The sequence below is a fragment of the Stenotrophomonas sp. 71799_Sma genome (genome assembly GCF_056482505.1).
Genome location: NZ_CM151202.1, coordinates 3350101 through 3364634, shown reverse-complemented (window position 1 = coordinate 3364634; position 14534 = coordinate 3350101). Strand labels below are relative to the sequence as shown.

Annotated in this window: 15 protein-coding genes; 11 read left to right on the top strand and 4 right to left on the bottom strand. The window is 65.8% G+C overall.

Features of this window, described 5'->3' with window-relative positions:
* The first annotated feature begins 123 nt into the window (after nt 1–123).
* From rbfA to pnp, 4 genes are all read left to right on the top strand, one after another.
* Nucleotides 124–507 carry a 30S ribosome-binding factor RbfA gene (gene rbfA / locus ACZK4Z_RS15750; protein ID WP_005410447.1) on the top strand — a complete coding sequence of 128 codons (384 nt, stop codon included), beginning with the start codon at nt 124–126 and terminating at the stop codon, nt 505–507.
* Nucleotides 508–614: 107 nt separating this feature from the next.
* Nucleotides 615–1523, top strand: coding sequence for a tRNA pseudouridine(55) synthase TruB (gene truB / locus ACZK4Z_RS15745; RefSeq protein ID WP_478450903.1), 909 nt, complete (start codon nt 615–617; stop codon nt 1521–1523).
* Nucleotides 1524–1696: 173 nt separating this feature from the next.
* A complete protein-coding gene (rpsO, locus tag ACZK4Z_RS15740) occupies nt 1697–1957 on the top strand; it encodes a 30S ribosomal protein S15 (RefSeq protein ID WP_005410445.1) in 261 nt (86 codons plus the stop codon).
* Between the two features lie 151 nt (nt 1958–2108).
* Entirely contained in the window at nt 2109–4217 is a 2109-nt protein-coding gene (pnp, locus tag ACZK4Z_RS15735) for a polyribonucleotide nucleotidyltransferase (RefSeq protein WP_032128652.1), read from the top strand.
* A 134-nt stretch (nt 4218–4351) separates the two neighbouring features.
* Here pnp and ACZK4Z_RS15730 read toward each other — a convergent pair whose 3' ends face one another.
* Nucleotides 4352–5338, bottom strand: coding sequence for a tetratricopeptide repeat protein (locus ACZK4Z_RS15730; protein WP_236494365.1), 987 nt, complete (start codon nt 5336–5338; stop codon nt 4352–4354).
* Nucleotides 5339–5560: 222 nt separating this feature from the next.
* On the opposite strand from ACZK4Z_RS15730, the gene ACZK4Z_RS15725 reads away from it, so the two are divergent.
* Nucleotides 5561–6751, top strand: coding sequence for a glycoside hydrolase family 18 protein (locus ACZK4Z_RS15725; RefSeq protein WP_293797567.1), 1191 nt, complete (start codon nt 5561–5563; stop codon nt 6749–6751).
* Nucleotides 6752–6841: 90 nt separating this feature from the next.
* Nucleotides 6842–7234, top strand: coding sequence for a VOC family protein (locus ACZK4Z_RS15720; RefSeq protein ID WP_049401221.1), 393 nt, complete (start codon nt 6842–6844; stop codon nt 7232–7234).
* A gap of 129 nt (nt 7235–7363) precedes the next feature.
* Here ACZK4Z_RS15720 and ACZK4Z_RS15715 read toward each other — a convergent pair whose 3' ends face one another.
* The 3 genes from ACZK4Z_RS15715 to ACZK4Z_RS15705 are packed head-to-tail and all read right to left on the bottom strand — an operon-like array spanning nt 7364 to nt 9493.
* Nucleotides 7364–8923 carry a PepSY-associated TM helix domain-containing protein gene (locus ACZK4Z_RS15715; protein WP_197615941.1) on the bottom strand — a complete coding sequence of 520 codons (1560 nt, stop codon included), beginning with the start codon at nt 8921–8923 and terminating at the stop codon, nt 7364–7366.
* A gap of 10 nt (nt 8924–8933) precedes the next feature.
* A complete protein-coding gene (locus tag ACZK4Z_RS15710) occupies nt 8934–9197 on the bottom strand; it encodes a hypothetical protein (RefSeq protein ID WP_197615948.1) in 264 nt (87 codons plus the stop codon).
* Nucleotides 9197–9493: a hypothetical protein gene (locus ACZK4Z_RS15705; RefSeq protein ID WP_005410439.1), complete on the bottom strand. Its 297-nt coding sequence runs from the start codon at nt 9491–9493 to the stop codon at nt 9197–9199. The genes ACZK4Z_RS15710 and ACZK4Z_RS15705 overlap by 1 nt, the downstream gene beginning before the upstream one ends.
* A 429-nt stretch (nt 9494–9922) precedes the next feature.
* Between ACZK4Z_RS15705 and thrS the strand changes: the two genes are divergently transcribed.
* The 5 genes from thrS to ACZK4Z_RS15680 all read left to right on the top strand — a co-directional run bounded on the left by thrS (nt 9923) and on the right by ACZK4Z_RS15680 (nt 14439).
* Nucleotides 9923–11824: a threonine--tRNA ligase gene (gene thrS, locus ACZK4Z_RS15700; protein ID WP_032128659.1), complete on the top strand. Its 1902-nt coding sequence runs from the start codon at nt 9923–9925 to the stop codon at nt 11822–11824.
* Between the two features lie 48 nt (nt 11825–11872).
* Complete coding sequence (gene infC, locus ACZK4Z_RS15695) at nt 11873–12415, top strand: translation initiation factor IF-3 (RefSeq protein ID WP_005410437.1); 543 nt, start codon at nt 11873–11875, stop codon at nt 12413–12415.
* A 266-nt stretch (nt 12416–12681) separates the two neighbouring features.
* The gene (rpmI, locus tag ACZK4Z_RS15690) at nt 12682–12879 is read left to right on the top strand and encodes a 50S ribosomal protein L35 (protein WP_005410436.1); all 198 of its coding nucleotides are present in this window, start codon (nt 12682–12684) and stop codon (nt 12877–12879) included.
* 11 nt (nt 12880–12890) lie between these two features.
* Nucleotides 12891–13250: a 50S ribosomal protein L20 gene (rplT, locus tag ACZK4Z_RS15685; protein ID WP_006380762.1), complete on the top strand. Its 360-nt coding sequence runs from the start codon at nt 12891–12893 to the stop codon at nt 13248–13250.
* A 193-nt stretch (nt 13251–13443) separates the two neighbouring features.
* Nucleotides 13444–14439, top strand: coding sequence for a phenylalanine--tRNA ligase subunit alpha (locus tag ACZK4Z_RS15680; RefSeq protein ID WP_005417865.1), 996 nt, complete (start codon nt 13444–13446; stop codon nt 14437–14439).
* Nucleotides 14440–14534: the final 95 nt, after the last annotated feature.

The following is a 14534-nucleotide window of genomic DNA, read 5'->3' as shown; positions in this document are numbered from 1 at the left end:
TGATGTAGAACCCGACCAACGGTCGGGTACCATGTAGTAGCGCCCGACCGTTGGTCGGGCGACCATTGAATCAAGAGTAGTGCCCGACCGTTGGCCGGGCGACAACTGAACCAAGAGCTCCTCGTGCCCAAGACTTTCCATCGAACCGACCGTGTCTCCGCCCAGCTGCGCCGTGAACTCGGCACCCTGGTGCACAACGCCGTGCGCGAGCACGGGTTGCCCTCGGTGAGCGTGTCCGACGTGGAAATCACCCGCGACATGGCCCATGCCAAGGTATTCGTCACTGCGCTGATGCCGGAACGTTCGGCTGAAGCCGTTGCCGGCCTGAAGGAGCTGGGCTATCGCCTGCGCATGGACCTGGCCCGTGCGATGAAGCTGCGCCACGTGCCGGAGCTGCATTTCCACTACGACGACTCGGTCGACCGTGGTGAGCACATCGACAACATCCTGCGCGATCTGCCTGATACGTTGGCCGCCGAGAAGCGTCGCGAGAGCGACGAAGAATAACCGCGCGACGCCGGGCATGCCCGGCGTCGTTGCATTCCGGCTGCGCGATGTCTGATGCAGACCGCGCTGCAGCAGTCGAGCATGGCTCGACTCTACAAAATCCTGTCATGACCCGAATTCAGTTCCGCCGCCTGGATGGCATCCTGCTGCTCGACAAGTCGACCGGCATGAGCTCCAACGCCGCCCTGCAGGTGGCCCGTCGCCTGTTCCGTGCCGAAAAGGGTGGCCATACCGGCAGCCTCGATCCGCTGGCCACCGGCCTGTTGCCGCTGTGCTTCGGCGAGGCGACCAAGATTGCCGGTCTGCTGCTCGGCTCGGCCAAGGCCTACGACGCCGAGATCATGCTGGGCCAGACCACCGACACTGACGATTCCGAAGGCCAGGTGCTGCTGCAGCGCCCGATGCCTTCGATCAGTGCCGAGGCCCTGCAGGCGGCGCTGGCGCCGCTGACCGGCAGCATCCGCCAGCGTGCTCCGATCTATTCGGCACTGAAGCAGGGTGGGGAGCCGCTGTATGTGAAGGCCCGCCGCGGTGACGTCATCGAAGCGCCGGTGCGCGAGGTGCAGGTGCACGCCATCGAGGTGATGGAGCAGCAGCCCGAGCGGTTGCGGCTGCGCGTGACCTGCGGCTCCGGCACCTACATCCGCAGCCTGGCCCGCGACCTGGGCGAGGCGCTGGGCTGCGGTGCCCACATCAGCGCGTTGCGCCGGCTGTGGGTCGAGCCGTTCCATGAACCGGCGATGGTCACCCTGGACCAGCTGCGGGCGATGGTCGAGGCAGGCGACGAGGCCGGCATGGACGCGCTGCTGCTGCCGCTGGCGGCCGGCCTGGCTGAATACCCGCGGGTCGACCTCGATGCCGACCAGGCCCACCGCTTCTGCGTCGGCCAGCGCCAGCGCAATCTGTCATGGCCGCATGGCCTGGTGGCCGTGTTTGGCCCGGACGATGCTGTCCAGGGCCTGGGCCAGGTTGATGGCAGTGGCCTGCTGGCCCCGCAGCGTCGTTTCAACCTCTGACCTGGGCCGGGCGGTTCAGCCCCGGTCCTTGTCCCGGAAGCCCCCGACCGTTACAATTTCGCGGCCGTTTTCCGGCAGCCTGCCTCGCGCAGGTTTCATCCTCGTAGTCCACGGCGAGCCTGGCGGTGCGCGAAGCGCGTTCCTGCCGGCCACGCATCACAGAGAAAAAAGAAATGTCGATCGACACCCAGAAGGTCATTGAAGACAACAAGCGCAGCTCGGCTGACACCGGCTCCCCGGAAGTCCAGGTTGCACTGCTGACCGCCCGCATCGAACTGCTGACCGGCCACTTCAAGACCCACAAGAAGGACCACCACAGCCGCCGCGGCCTGCTGCAGATGGTCAACCGCCGTCGCAGCCTGCTCGACTACCTGAAGAAGAAGGACGTCGAGCGTTACAAGGCCCTGATCGAGAAGCTTGGCCTGCGTCGCTAAGCAACGAATCCCCCGCGGCGCAGCGATGCGCCGCGGTTTTGTTTTGTAGCACCGCAATCCCCGATTCAGGCCGGAACGATCCGGCCACCCGCTGGCGGCAAGGGTCGCCGACGGTCCAAATTCGCAGACAGCATCCCCAAGGACACCCTCCGTGGCAAAAATCACCAAAACCTTCCAGTACGGCAAGCACACCGTCACGCTCGAGACCGGCGAAGTCGCCCGTCAGGCCAGCGGTGCCGTCATCGTCAAGATGGACGACACCGTACTGCTGGTCACCGCCGTCGCCGCCAAGAGCGCGCGCGAAGGCCAGGACTTCTTCCCGCTGACCGTCGATTATCAGGAAAAGTTCTACGCCGGCGGCCGTATCCCGGGTGGTTTCTTCAAGCGTGAGGGCCGTGCGACCGAGAAGGAAACCCTGATCTCGCGTCTGATCGACCGTCCGATCCGTCCGCTGTTCCCGGAAGACTACAAGAACGAAGTGCAGATCATCGCCACGGTCATGTCGTTGAACCCGGACGTGGACGGCGACATCCCGGCCCTGATCGGCGCCTCGGCTGCCCTGGCCCTGGCCGGCACCCCGTTCATGGGTCCGATCGGCGCTGCCAAGGTCGGTTACAAGAACGGCGAGTACATCCTGAACCCGACCGTCAGCGAACTGGCCGACTCGCAGCTGGAACTGGTTGTCGCCGGTACCTCCAACGCCGTGCTGATGGTTGAATCCGAAGCCGCGCTGCTGTCCGAAGAAGTGATGCTGGGCGCCGTGACCTTCGGTCACCGCGAAATGCAGAAGGTCATCAACGCGATCAACGAGCTGACCGTCGAAGCCGGCACCAAGCCGTCGACCTGGGAAGCTCCGGCCAAGAACGACGCGCTGATCTCCGCCCTGAAGGAAGCCATCGGCCCGCGCCTGGGCGAAGCCTTCCAGGTGCGTGACAAGCTGCAGCGCCGTGACGCCATCTCGGCGATCAAGAAGGACGTGGTCGAAACCCTGGCTGGCCGCGTGGCCGCCGAAGGCTGGAACCCGGCCGAGCTGTCGAAGGAATTCGGCGAGCTGGAATACCGCACCATGCGTGACTCGGTGCTGGACACCAAGGTCCGCATCGACGGCCGTGCGCTGGACACCGTCCGCCCGATCGCCGTGAAGACCGGCGTGCTGCCGCGTACCCACGGTTCCTCGCTGTTCACCCGCGGCGAAACCCAGGCCATCGTGACCATCACCCTGGGCACCGCCCGTGATGGCCAGGTCATCGATGCCGTCGCCGGTGAGTACAAGGAAAACTTCCTGTTCCACTACAACTTCCCTCCGTTCTCGGTGGGTGAGTGCGGCCGCATGATGGGCCCGAAGCGCCGCGAAATCGGCCACGGTCGCCTGGCCAAGCGCGGCGTGCTGGCTGTCATGCCGTCGCTGGAAGCCTTCCCGTACACCATCCGCGTCGTCTCGGAAATCACCGAGTCGAACGGTTCCTCGTCGATGGCATCGGTCTGCGGTTCGTCGCTGGCCCTGATGGACGCCGGCGTGCCGGTGAAGGCGCCGGTTGCCGGTATCGCCATGGGCCTGGTCAAGGAAGGCGAGCGTTTCGTCGTCCTGTCCGACATCCTGGGTGACGAAGATCACCTGGGCGACATGGACTTCAAGGTGGCCGGTACCGCTGAGGGCATCTCCGCCCTGCAGATGGACATCAAGATCGAAGGCATCACCGAAGAGATCATGAAGCAGGCCCTGCAGCAGGCCAAGGCTGGCCGTCTGCACATCCTGGGCGAAATGGCCCACGGCCTGACCGCTCCGCGTGAAGAGCTGTCGGACTACGCGCCGCGCCTGCTGACCATCAAGATCCACCCGGACAAGATCCGCGAAGTGATCGGCAAGGGTGGCTCGACCATCCAGGCCATCACCAAGGAAACCGGCACCCAGATCGACATCCAGGACGACGGCACCATCGTCATCGCCTCGGTCAATGCCATCGCTGCCCAGGCCGCCAAGGCCCGCATCGAGCAGATCACCTCGGACGTCGAGCCGGGCCGCATCTACGAAGGCAAGGTCGCCAAGATCATGGACTTCGGTGCGTTCGTCACGATCCTGCCGGGCAAGGACGGTCTGGTCCACGTGTCGCAGATCTCCAGCGATCGCGTCGAGAAGGTCGGCGACGTGCTGAAGGAAGGCGATGTGGTCAAGGTCAAGGTGCTGGAAGTCGACAAGCAGGGCCGTATCCGCCTGTCGATGAAGGCCGTGGAAGAAGGCGACGCCGTCAGCGCCGAGTAATCGACCTCCGGTCGATTACGGTAGGTGTCAACCTTGGTTGACACGCTCCTGGAATCGCTGAAATGAAAAAGCGGGCTTCGGCCCGCTTTTTCTTTGCCTGGAATCCTGTGGATGAGGACCGTTGGTCCTTGCACTTACGCGTCTTCTTCGTCCTCCCCCAGCCACCAGACCTGGCCTGGCTCCGGGTCGCTCATCGGGTGCTCGCGCTGTTCGATGGCCTCCAGCACCCGGCCGGGGGCTGCAGCGACCCACACCGCCATGAGCTTTTCCACCGCAGCCCGGCCCTGTGCGGCCACGCCGAGGTCACGTTCGCGTCTCCATTGGTCTTCATCTGGCGCCTCATCACCATGCTGGTGCGGCGTGCCGTAGCTGCAGCGGCGGCACAGCCGGCGCACGGTAGCCGTCCAGTCCTCGACCATGCCGATGCCGGGCAGGGTGATTGCCTCCAGCGCAGCGATGTCATCGGCCGAATCGCACTGCACGAACACGGTGAAGGTCGCCATGTCCGATGCCTGCAGGCGCTGCATTGCATTGAACACCGGCACCTCGTGTTCGCTGTACGTACGGCGGCCGGTCGAGGCGCCGTCGTGCAGCACGATGTCGCCGAAGCGAAAGCCGCTTTCGGGCAGCGGTACGTTGTGGATGCGTGCACGCACCGGATCAATGCGGCTCATGTACACCACTTCGGCATCCGACCACGGTGCCAGGCGCACGCAGGCCACGCCGAAGTGGCCCTCGATCGGGCCCTCGCCTTCGGGCAGGGTGATGCCACAGCGGGTCCACTGGCGTCGTGCTTCGGCCCAGTCCGCCATGCCGGTGGCGGCGATGCCGGCATTCCAGGCAGTGGCGACATCGAATTCCCCACGCAGCTGCTCCGATTGCAGGTTGTCCTGCAGTGAGGCAGCCCAGTCGCGCAGGTACTTGTGCGCCAATCCGCGCATGTAATGCAGGTACGGCACTTCGGGGGCGAGTGCGATCAGCTCGCCGAACAGCGCCACCGCCTGCTGCAGGTCGCCCTCTCGGAAGGCGGCGTAGGCGCGTGCCTCCAGGGCCTGGCATTCGTCGAGGGTTTCGTCGTCCAGCAGGTCGCCGTCGTCGAGGTTGTCGTGGTCGGTGCTCATGTCCATGCGCGGTTGAAGGTCCGCGGCTACCTTAGCCGATGCGCGAGCCCGCGAACGCAGCGTCGGCGTGTGTCCTGCTGCAGTGCATGAGGGTCGTTGCATGACTGGCGCGTTGTCGTCATCCGGCGGGATGCACTTGTCCACTGGACGACATGCTACGACAACCGTCCCACAGCCCCATCCGTTTGCTAACGTGGCTGCGCCTTCGAACCGGGAGATCCCATGTTCCGCCAGACCGTGGCTGCTCTTGCCGTGCTGATTGCCGGTGCTTTGCCCATAGCCGTGCATGCGGCACCCGCGCAGCCGCCGATCTTCGGTGCCTACTACCCCGGTGGTTCGGCCGAGCGCTACCCGGTGTCGAGCATTCCGGCCGAGCGCCTCACCCACCTGTTCTACGCGTTCTCCACCATCGAGGACGGGCGCTGCACGATCGGTGCGGAAGCGCCGAAGAATTTCGCGGCGCTGGCCGAGCTGAAGAAGGCGCACCCGCATCTGCGCACGCTGATCTCGATCGGTGGCTGGGGCGCAGGTGGATTCTCCGATGCAGCGCTGACCGAGGGCAGCCGCAAGCGCCTGGTCGACTCATGCATGGCGCTGTTCTTCGATCGTCATGCTGGCAGTTTCGATGGCGTGGACATCGACTGGGAGTTCCCGGTCAGTGGCGGACCGAAGGAGCTGGCACACCGCCCGCAGGACCGCGCCAATCTGACCCGGCTCGCGCAGGCGTTCCGCGTGGCCCTTGATGCGCATGGCCGCAAGGCGGGGCAGCCGACGCTGTTGACCGCCGCACTGGCCGCCGGTCGCCTGCAGACCGATGGCCCCTACGATCCAGCCGCAAGCTATGACCTGCCGGCGCTGGCCAAGGTGTTCGATTTCATCAACCTGATGAGCTACGACATGGGCACCGGCTTCTCGGCGGTGTCGACGTTCAATGCGCCCCTGCATGAAGTGCCGACCGATCCGCTGGCGCCGGAACTGCGGCGCTGGAACAACGTTGCCGGCGCGGTGCAGTACTATCGCGAGCGCGGGGTGCCAGCCCACAAGCTGGTGCTGGGTATGCCGTTCTACGGGCGCGGCTTCAAGGTCACCGGCGATGCACCGGACGGTCTGTATCAGGCCTACAGCGCACCAGCCGATGCCGGCGATTGGCGGGTGATCAAGGCGCGTTATCTCGACCAGCCGGGCTGGACGAAGCACTGGCAACCACAGGCGCAGAGCCCGTGGCTGTACAACGCCGAGCAGAAGGTTTTCATCAGCTATGAAGACCCGCGCTCGATCGGCCTGCGTGCGCAGTTCGCCCGCGAGCAGGGCCTGGCCGGCGTCTTCATGTGGGAGCTGACCGGCGACGACGAACAGGCCAGCCTGCTCAACGCCATGCTGGGCCCCTGGCAGAAGGCACGCATCGGCGATTGAGCTGCATCAGGCGATGTCCGGCGCAACGCCGCAACGCCATCGGCCCGACCCCGCACAGCATGTCCATGCCCGCAGCATTACGCTGCGGGCATGATCCATCTCGAACGCCTGGACCATCTGGTCCTCACCGTCGCCGACATCGACCGCAGCTGTGATTTCTACCAGCGCGTGCTCGGCATGCAGGTCGTGCGCTTCGGCGCCGGTCGTACCGCGCTGCAGTTCGGCCAGCAGAAGATCAACCTGCATCCGGCCAGCGCCCCGCTGCAACCGCATGCGCTGCGGCCCATGCCGGGCAGCGCCGATCTGTGCCTGGTCACGCGCACGGCGACGACCGATGTGCTGGCCCACCTGCAGGCGCAGTCCGTTGCAGTGGAGGAGGGGCCGGTCGCACGTACCGGCGCGCTGGGGCCGATCGAATCGGTGTACTTCCGCGACCCGGATGGCAACCTGATCGAAGTGAGTCGTTACCCCGGCGAGGCATGATCCTGCTTGGGTAGCGTTGAGCTTGCTCGACGGAGCTTGGCGCGAAATCAACAGCTGTCGAGCATGCTCGACGCTACAGGGGGCGTTGCGCGTAACGGTCGGTAGCGCCGGGCCATGCCCGGCGACGGCTCAGTTGGCCCAGACGCTGTTGGGGTCGCCGTTGCGGGCGCGGCGTTGGCTGGCCACAGCCAGGCGGGCGAAGCCGAAGGCCATGGCCAGCGCGATGGCATCGACCCAGAACAGCGGCCAGTGGCCACGCGCAGCAGCACGCCACAGCCAGTCACCATTGAGCGCGCCATGCAGGATCGGCACCAGCGCGGTGCTGATCGCCGCCGCCCACAGCAGTTCGCGTGCCGCCTGCGCCGGGCGTCGCAGCGCGGCCCACAGCGCACAGGCCGCCCAGCTGCCGAAGCAGGCCCAGCGGATGCCGTGATCGACCGCGGACGGTGCCAGCCGCTCCAGCACCAGTGCGGTGACGAACGCCACCGAAATCGCAACGCACAGCCCGATGCAGACGCCGACCGTGGCCCGTGCCATGTTCACCCCGGCACGCGGTTGCTGCGGCTGGCGACGCTTGCGCCGCGATTCGATCCACAACAGATTGCCGGAGTAGAACAGGAAGGCACCGCCAAGGCCGAGCAGAAAGTACAGCCAGACCACCACGCCGTTGCCGAACTCGCCGAAGTGCAGGGCATAGGCCGCGCTGAGCGTGGCGTGGTTGGCGTCGCGCTGGCCGGGCAGCTGCGAGGCCAGGACGTTGCCGGTGGCCACGTTCAGTGCCACCGCGCCGAGCGGGCCGAGCGTTCCGGTGGATTCGCCGGTGATCTCGATGGTGGCGTTGGCATCGCCGGCGTTGGCCAGCTTCAGGTAGGCCGGTTCGAAATTGGCCACGCCCTGTGCGCGGGCCACTTCAAGCGCGCGTGCATGCAGCACGCGCAGGCTGCCCGGCGGTGCCGGGATGCCGCTGGCGTCGCGCACGGGCGCGGTGTCCATTGCGGTCGGTACCGCCTGCAGGGCCTTGCCGTCGTAGATCAGCGGGTTGAGCAGGGCCATCTGCACGAACACCAGGCAGAGCAGGGCGCCAGTGACCGCGAACATCAGGTGGAAGGGCAGGCTGAGCACGCCGATCACGTTGTGCGCGTCCTGCCACAGTTGTTTCAGGTTGCGGCCCGGACGCAGTGCGAACAGATCACCGAACAGCTTTGGCAGGTGGATCACCAGGCCGCTGAGCAGGGCCATGCCATACAGCAGGCTGACGATGCCCATCACGTAGATGCCGGCCACCGGCAGGCCGAGGCTGTAATGCAGCTCGTTGACCAGTTCGGCCAGCCCGGTCTGTGGCGGCGTCGGGCTGCCGGCGATCTGTCCCGGCCAGGCGTAGCGCCAGCTGCCGTCATCGGCCTGCCAGTAGGCCAGTGGCTGCGGGTGTTCGGTGCCGGGGAAGGTCATGCCGACGTGGCGGCGCGCTTCCGGATGCGCGGCAAGCACGTCTTCCAGCAGGTACTGCGCGTCGTCCAGGCCGGCGGGGAGTGCGGTGGCTGCACCGGGCGTCTGCCACAGCGGCAGGTCGTGGTGGAACAGGGTCAGCGCACCCGCGTAGAAGGCCACGAACAGGCCGAAGCCGGCAACCAGGCCGACCCAGGTGTGCAGGGTGGTGAACGTGCGCAGCGTCTGCGAACTGAACTTCATGGGAAAGGTCTCATTGCACCGCGCCGGTCAGGCGCAGCAGCCCGAGCACGGCAAAGCCGGCGGCGGCGCTGCCGGCCAGCACCAGCCAGGCGCGCAGCGCGCTGCGGAAACTGAACGCCCAGAGGGCGGCCAGCATCCACAGCGGGATGAAGGCGATGAGGGTCGGCACCAGCGCCCGTTGCCACGGGCCGGGCGGCAGCCAGGTCACCAGCCCGGTGACGGCGGCGGCCAGGAGGAAGCCGGCCACGATGCCGGCGAAGGCGCGCGGCCACATCACGGCGACTCCGTGCCGGGGCGGTGCCAGGCCGCCAGCGCCGGCAGCAGCATGGCGGCCAGCATCCAGGTGCACAGCATCGCCACCAGGCCGGCGGCAAAACCAAGCTCGGCCATCCACAGCCACAGCGCGGCGGCAGCGGCGACCAGGCCGATCTGGCGGCCAAGGCGGCCGGCACGGCGCAGGCGCGGCCAGCGGCAGTGCGGCGAGGCGGCATAGAACGCCAGCGCCGAGAACATCGCCGCCAGCATGCCCAGGCTGCAGAAGCCGAGCGTGGAAAGGCCGACGGTGATCATCGCGGGCGGCCAGCGTGGCAGCGGGCCGGCGAACGCGGGGCACGGGCGGGGCCGGCGGGAGCCGGTCGGAGCGGGTGGCGCATCACGGGGTCCTGGGGGAAAGCGGGCAGGCTGGCACAGGGCGGCCTGCGCCGACATGGTAATCATTGCAATTTCACGCCGCCAGCGAGACCCATTCAGCGGACCGTACGGTAGGCCTTGGGCTTTCCCCTGCGCTGGTTTAAGATCAGCGTAGAACCCTGACTGGAACAAGGTGGCCCGCGCCCAGCGCCGGCCGAGCGTGCGACATGAGCACTACCACCGCCCACTGTTGACCTGCCCCCGAAGGCCCTGTGTTCCAGGCGCCCTCGCGGCGCTTTTTTATTGCCCGGGCGCCGCCCCGGGAACGCTTTCCAGCCCGCCCAGCGGGCCCCGCACGAAGCCACTGCGATGATCAACATTACTCTTCCCGACGGCAGCCGCCGCGAATTCGAAAATCCCGTCAGCGTCATGGAGGTCGCCCAGTCGATCGGCGCCGGCCTGGCCAAGGCCACCATCGCCGGTGCCGTGGATGGCGTGCTGGTCGATGCCAGCGACGTCATCGACCACGATGCCAGCCTGCGCATCATCACCGCCAAGGACGAGGAGGGCGTGGAGATCATCCGCCACTCCTGCGCCCACCTGGTCGGCCACGCCGTCAAGCAGCTGTACCCGGACGTGAAGATGGTGATCGGCCCGGTGATCGCCGAGGGCTTCTACTACGACATCTACTCCGAGCGCCCGTTCACCCCGGACGACATGGCCGCGATCGAGAAGCGCATGGGTGAACTGATCGCCCAGGACTACGACGTCATCAAGAAGGTGACGCCGCGCGCCGAAGTGATCGAGATCTTCAAGGCCCGTGGCGAGGACTACAAGCTGCGCCTGATCGAGGACATGTCCGACGACATCCAGGCGATGGGCATGTATTACCACCAGGAATACGTGGACATGTGCCGCGGCCCGCACGTGCCGAACACGCGCTTCCTGAAGGCCTTCAAGCTGACCCGCATCTCCGGTGCCTACTGGCGCGGTGACGCGCAGAACGAGCAGCTGCAGCGCATCTACGGCACCGCCTGGGCCGACAAGAAGCAGCTCGAGGCGTACATCAAGCGCATCGAAGAAGCCGAGATGCGCGACCACCGCCGCATCGGCAAGCAGCAGGACCTGTTCCACCTGCAGGAAGAAGCGCCGGGCCTGGTGTTCTGGCACCCGAAGGGCTGGGCACTGTGGCAGGTGGTCGAGCAGTACATGCGCAAGGTGTACCGCAAGACCGGCTACGGCGAAGTGCGCTGCCCGCAGATCCTGGACGTGAGCCTGTGGCAGAAGTCCGGCCACTGGGACAACTACCAGGACGCGATGTTCTTCACCGAATCGGAGAAGCGCACCTACGCGCTCAAGCCGATGAACTGCCCGGGCCACGTGCAGGTGTTCAACCAGGGCCTGCACAGCTACCGCGACCTGCCGATCCGCTATGGTGAGTTCGGTGCCTGCCACCGCAACGAGCCGTCCGGCGCGCTGCACGGCATCCTGCGCGTGCGTGGTTTCACCCAGGACGACGGCCACGTGTTCTGCACGGAAAACCAGGTCGAGGCGGAAGTGACCGCGTTCCACCAGCAGGCGCTGGCGGTCTACCAGCACTTCGGCTTCGATGAGATCCAGGTCAAGATCGCGCTGCGTCCGGAATCGCGCCTGGGCGATGACGCCACCTGGGACAAGGCCGAGGGCGCGCTGCGCTCGGCACTGTCCAGCAATGGGGTGGAGTGGCAGGAGCTGCCGGGCGAGGGCGCCTTCTACGGCCCGAAGATCGAGTACCACCTCAAGGACGCGATCGGCCGTACCTGGCAGCTGGGCACGATGCAGGTCGACTTCATGATGCCGGGCCGTCTGGGCGCCGAGTACGTGGACGAGAACAGCCAGAAGAAGCACCCGGTCATGCTGCATCGCGCCATCGTGGGCTCGATGGAGCGCTTCCTGGGCATCCTGATCGAGCACCATGCCGGCCAGTTCCCGGCCTGGCTGGCGCCGACCCAGGTGGTGGTGGCCAACATCACCGACGCTCAGGCCGAGTACGTCTCGGGCGTGACCAAAACCCTTGCGGAGCAAGGCTTCCGCGTCAGCTCGGATTTGCGTAACGAGAAGATCGGCTATAAAATCCGCGAGCATACGTTGCAGCGCGTGCCCTACCTGCTGGTCATTGGTGACCGCGAGAAGGAAAATGGGGCTGTGGCGGTGCGTACGCGTTCTGGCGAAGACCTGGGCAGCATGAGCCTGCAGGCCTTCATCGAGCGGCTCCAGGCCGAGGGCGCGTAAGCAAAGGTCCGGTCCGGGGGCACAGGCACCCGGACCGGTTCGATACCCTTGGGAGAACGTAATATCAGCACCCCTGACAACAAACAGAACCGCAAGAATCAGGAAATCCGTGTGCCGCGCGTCCGCGTGATCGGCAGTGACGGAGAAATGATCGGCGTGTTGTCGCGCGACGAAGCGCTGTCCATGGCCGAAGATGAAGGCCTGGACCTGGTCGAAATCCAGCCGCAGGCCGATCCGCCGGTCTGCAAGATCATGGACTTCGGCAAGTTCAAGTTCGAAGCGCAGAAGAAGGCCAGCGAGGCCAAGAAGAAGACCAAGCAGGTCGAGATCAAGGAAGTGAAGTTCCGTCCGGTCACGGACGAGGGCGACTACCAGATCAAGCTGCGCAAGATGCGCGGGTTCCTCGAGGATGGTGACAAGATCAAGGTCAACATCCGTTTCCGTGGCCGTGAAATGAGCCACCAGGAACTGGGCCGCGAAATGGCCAACCGGATCGAGACCGATCTGGGCGAGGACATCGTCATTGAATCCCGTCCGCGCCTGGAAGGGCGTCAGATGGTCATGATGATCGCGCCGAAGAAGAAGACCTGAGGCCTGACGGGCCGCCTTCCGGGGCGCCTGGCTGAATGGTTCAGGGTAGAGGGACGCCATGGGCGTCCCTTTGCTTTTGCAGGAAGCCGGTGAATTGCCGGCGAAAGGGTTGCAGGGGCTGGTGGCAGGGCGGTTTTGCCTGTATCATGCCCGGCTCGACCCACCCAGGACGGGTCGTACGCCGATCATGGCAGGACGGAAAGAGCGGCCCAGGCCGCCGCCAGATCAGTCAGAAACCAGGGTCATATCCCATCAAGGACATTGCAATGCCCAAGATCAAGACCAACCGGGCAGCGGCCAAGCGTTTCCGCAAGACCGCCTCGGGCAAGTACAAGTGCGGCCACGCCAACCGTAGCCACATCCTCACGAAGAAAGCGACCAAGCGTAAGCGTAATCTGCGTCAGACGGGCCATGTCCGTGCAGAAGACGCAGGCCGTCTGGACCGCATGCTCCCTTACCTCTGAGGAACTGAAAAATGGCACGAGTTAAGCGTGGCGTACAGGCGCGTCGCCGCCACAAGAAGATTCTGGATCTCGCCAAGGGCTATTACAACGCCCGTCGCAAGGTCTTCCGCGTCGCCAAGCAGGCGGTCATCAAGGCACAGCAGTACGCCTACATCGGCCGTAAGCAGAAGAAGCGCAACTTCCGTTCGCTGTGGATCACCCGTATCAATGCGGCTGCCCGCATCAACGGCCTGAGCTACAGCCGCTTCATGAACGGTCTGCTGAAGGCCGGCATCACCCTGGATCGCAAGGTCCTGGCTGACATCGCCGTGCACGACGCAGCCGGCTTTACCGCGCTGGCCGAAAAGGCCAAGGGCGCGCTGGCGGCATAAGTCCTTCCCGATGCCGTAACCGTTCACTCGGAACGGTGTCAGGTCAAGGCAATGCATGGGGAAGGGCGCAAGTCCTTCCCCATTCTTTTTTGGGTCCCGGTGAGGCCATGACGGCAGCGCGGGGACGGCGGTGGCGACAGGGGTCGGCCCTTCGCGCATCGCGATGGCAGATCGACTGGAGTTCCGGCCCCCCATGAGCGACATCCAATCCCTCACCACCCAGGCGCTGGCCGATGTGGCCGCCGCACAGAGCCCCGACGTGCTGGAACAGCTGCGCGTGGCCCTGCTTGGCAAGAGTGGCAGCATCACCTCGCAGCTCAAGCAGCTCGGCGCCCTGCCGGCCGACGAGCGCAAGGCCGCCGGTGAAGCGATCAACCAGGCCCGCGACGCGCTGACCCGCGCGCTGGGCGAGCGCAAGGCGCTGCTGGAAGACGCGGCACTGGATGCGCGCCTGGCCGCCGAAGCCATCGACATCACCCTGCCGGGCCGCAATGGCGACCGCGCCGGCCTGCATCCGATCACCCGCACCCTGGAGCGCATCACCGGCATCTTCGGCAGGCTGGGCTACGAGCTGTCGGAAGGGCCGGAGATCGAGGATGACTGGCACAACTTCGAGGCGCTGAACTTCCCGCCGCACCACCCGGCGCGCGCCATGCACGACACCTTCTACTTCGGTGACGGCCGCCTGCTGCGCACGCATACCTCCGGTGTGCAGGTGCGCTACATGGGCGACCACGCGCCGCCACTGCGCATGATCGCCGCCGGCAAGGTGTACCGCAGCGACAGCGACCAGACCCATTCGCCGATGTTCCACCAGGTGGAAGGCCTGCTGGTGGACGAGCATTCGACCTTCGCCGACCTGAAGGGCACGCTGGCCGAGTTCGTGCGCGCCTTCTTCGAGCGCGACTTCGAGATGCGCTTCCGCCCCAGCTACTTCCCGTTCGTTGAACCGGGCGCGGAAGTGGACATCGCCTGGCAGCAGCCCGATGGCAGCACCCGCTGGCTGGAAGTGCTCGGCTGCGGCATGGTCCATCCGAACGTGCTGCGCAACGTCGGCATCGATCCGGAGCGCTACACCGGCTTTGCCTTCGGCATGGGCGTGGAGCGCTTCGCGATGCTGCGTTACGGCGTCAACGATCTGCGCGCGTTCTTCGAGAACGATGTGCGCTTCCTGAAGCAGTTCGCGTAAGTCGCAACCGTGTAGCGCCGAGCCATGCTCGGCTGCTTTTCTGGATGGACGCCTCCTTGCGCATGCGCTGGGCGACCACAAAAACCGCAACGGGA

What these genes read in the sequence shown, in the direction of transcription:
- truB (WP_478450903.1), top strand. Translation starts at nt 615, where the DNA reads ATGACCCGAATTCAGTTCCGCCGCCTGGATGGCATCCTGCTGCTCGAC.
- rpsO (WP_005410445.1), top strand. Translation starts at nt 1,697, where the DNA reads ATGTCGATCGACACCCAGAAGGTCATTGAAGACAACAAGCGCAGCTCG.
- ACZK4Z_RS15730 (WP_236494365.1), bottom strand. Translation starts at nt 5,338, where the DNA reads ATGAGCACCGACCACGACAACCTCGACGACGGCGACCTGCTGGACGAC.
- ACZK4Z_RS15725 (WP_293797567.1), top strand. Translation starts at nt 5,561, where the DNA reads ATGTTCCGCCAGACCGTGGCTGCTCTTGCCGTGCTGATTGCCGGTGCT.
- ACZK4Z_RS15720 (WP_049401221.1), top strand. Translation starts at nt 6,842, where the DNA reads ATGATCCATCTCGAACGCCTGGACCATCTGGTCCTCACCGTCGCCGAC.
- ACZK4Z_RS15715 (WP_197615941.1), bottom strand. Translation starts at nt 8,923, where the DNA reads ATGAAGTTCAGTTCGCAGACGCTGCGCACGTTCACCACCCTGCACACC.
- ACZK4Z_RS15710 (WP_197615948.1), bottom strand. Translation starts at nt 9,197, where the DNA reads ATGTGGCCGCGCGCCTTCGCCGGCATCGTGGCCGGCTTCCTCCTGGCC.
- ACZK4Z_RS15705 (WP_005410439.1), bottom strand. Translation starts at nt 9,493, where the DNA reads ATGATCACCGTCGGCCTTTCCACGCTCGGCTTCTGCAGCCTGGGCATG.
- thrS (WP_032128659.1), top strand. Translation starts at nt 9,923, where the DNA reads ATGATCAACATTACTCTTCCCGACGGCAGCCGCCGCGAATTCGAAAAT.
- rpmI (WP_005410436.1), top strand. Translation starts at nt 12,682, where the DNA reads ATGCCCAAGATCAAGACCAACCGGGCAGCGGCCAAGCGTTTCCGCAAG.
- rplT (WP_006380762.1), top strand. Translation starts at nt 12,891, where the DNA reads ATGGCACGAGTTAAGCGTGGCGTACAGGCGCGTCGCCGCCACAAGAAG.
- ACZK4Z_RS15680 (WP_005417865.1), top strand. Translation starts at nt 13,444, where the DNA reads ATGAGCGACATCCAATCCCTCACCACCCAGGCGCTGGCCGATGTGGCC.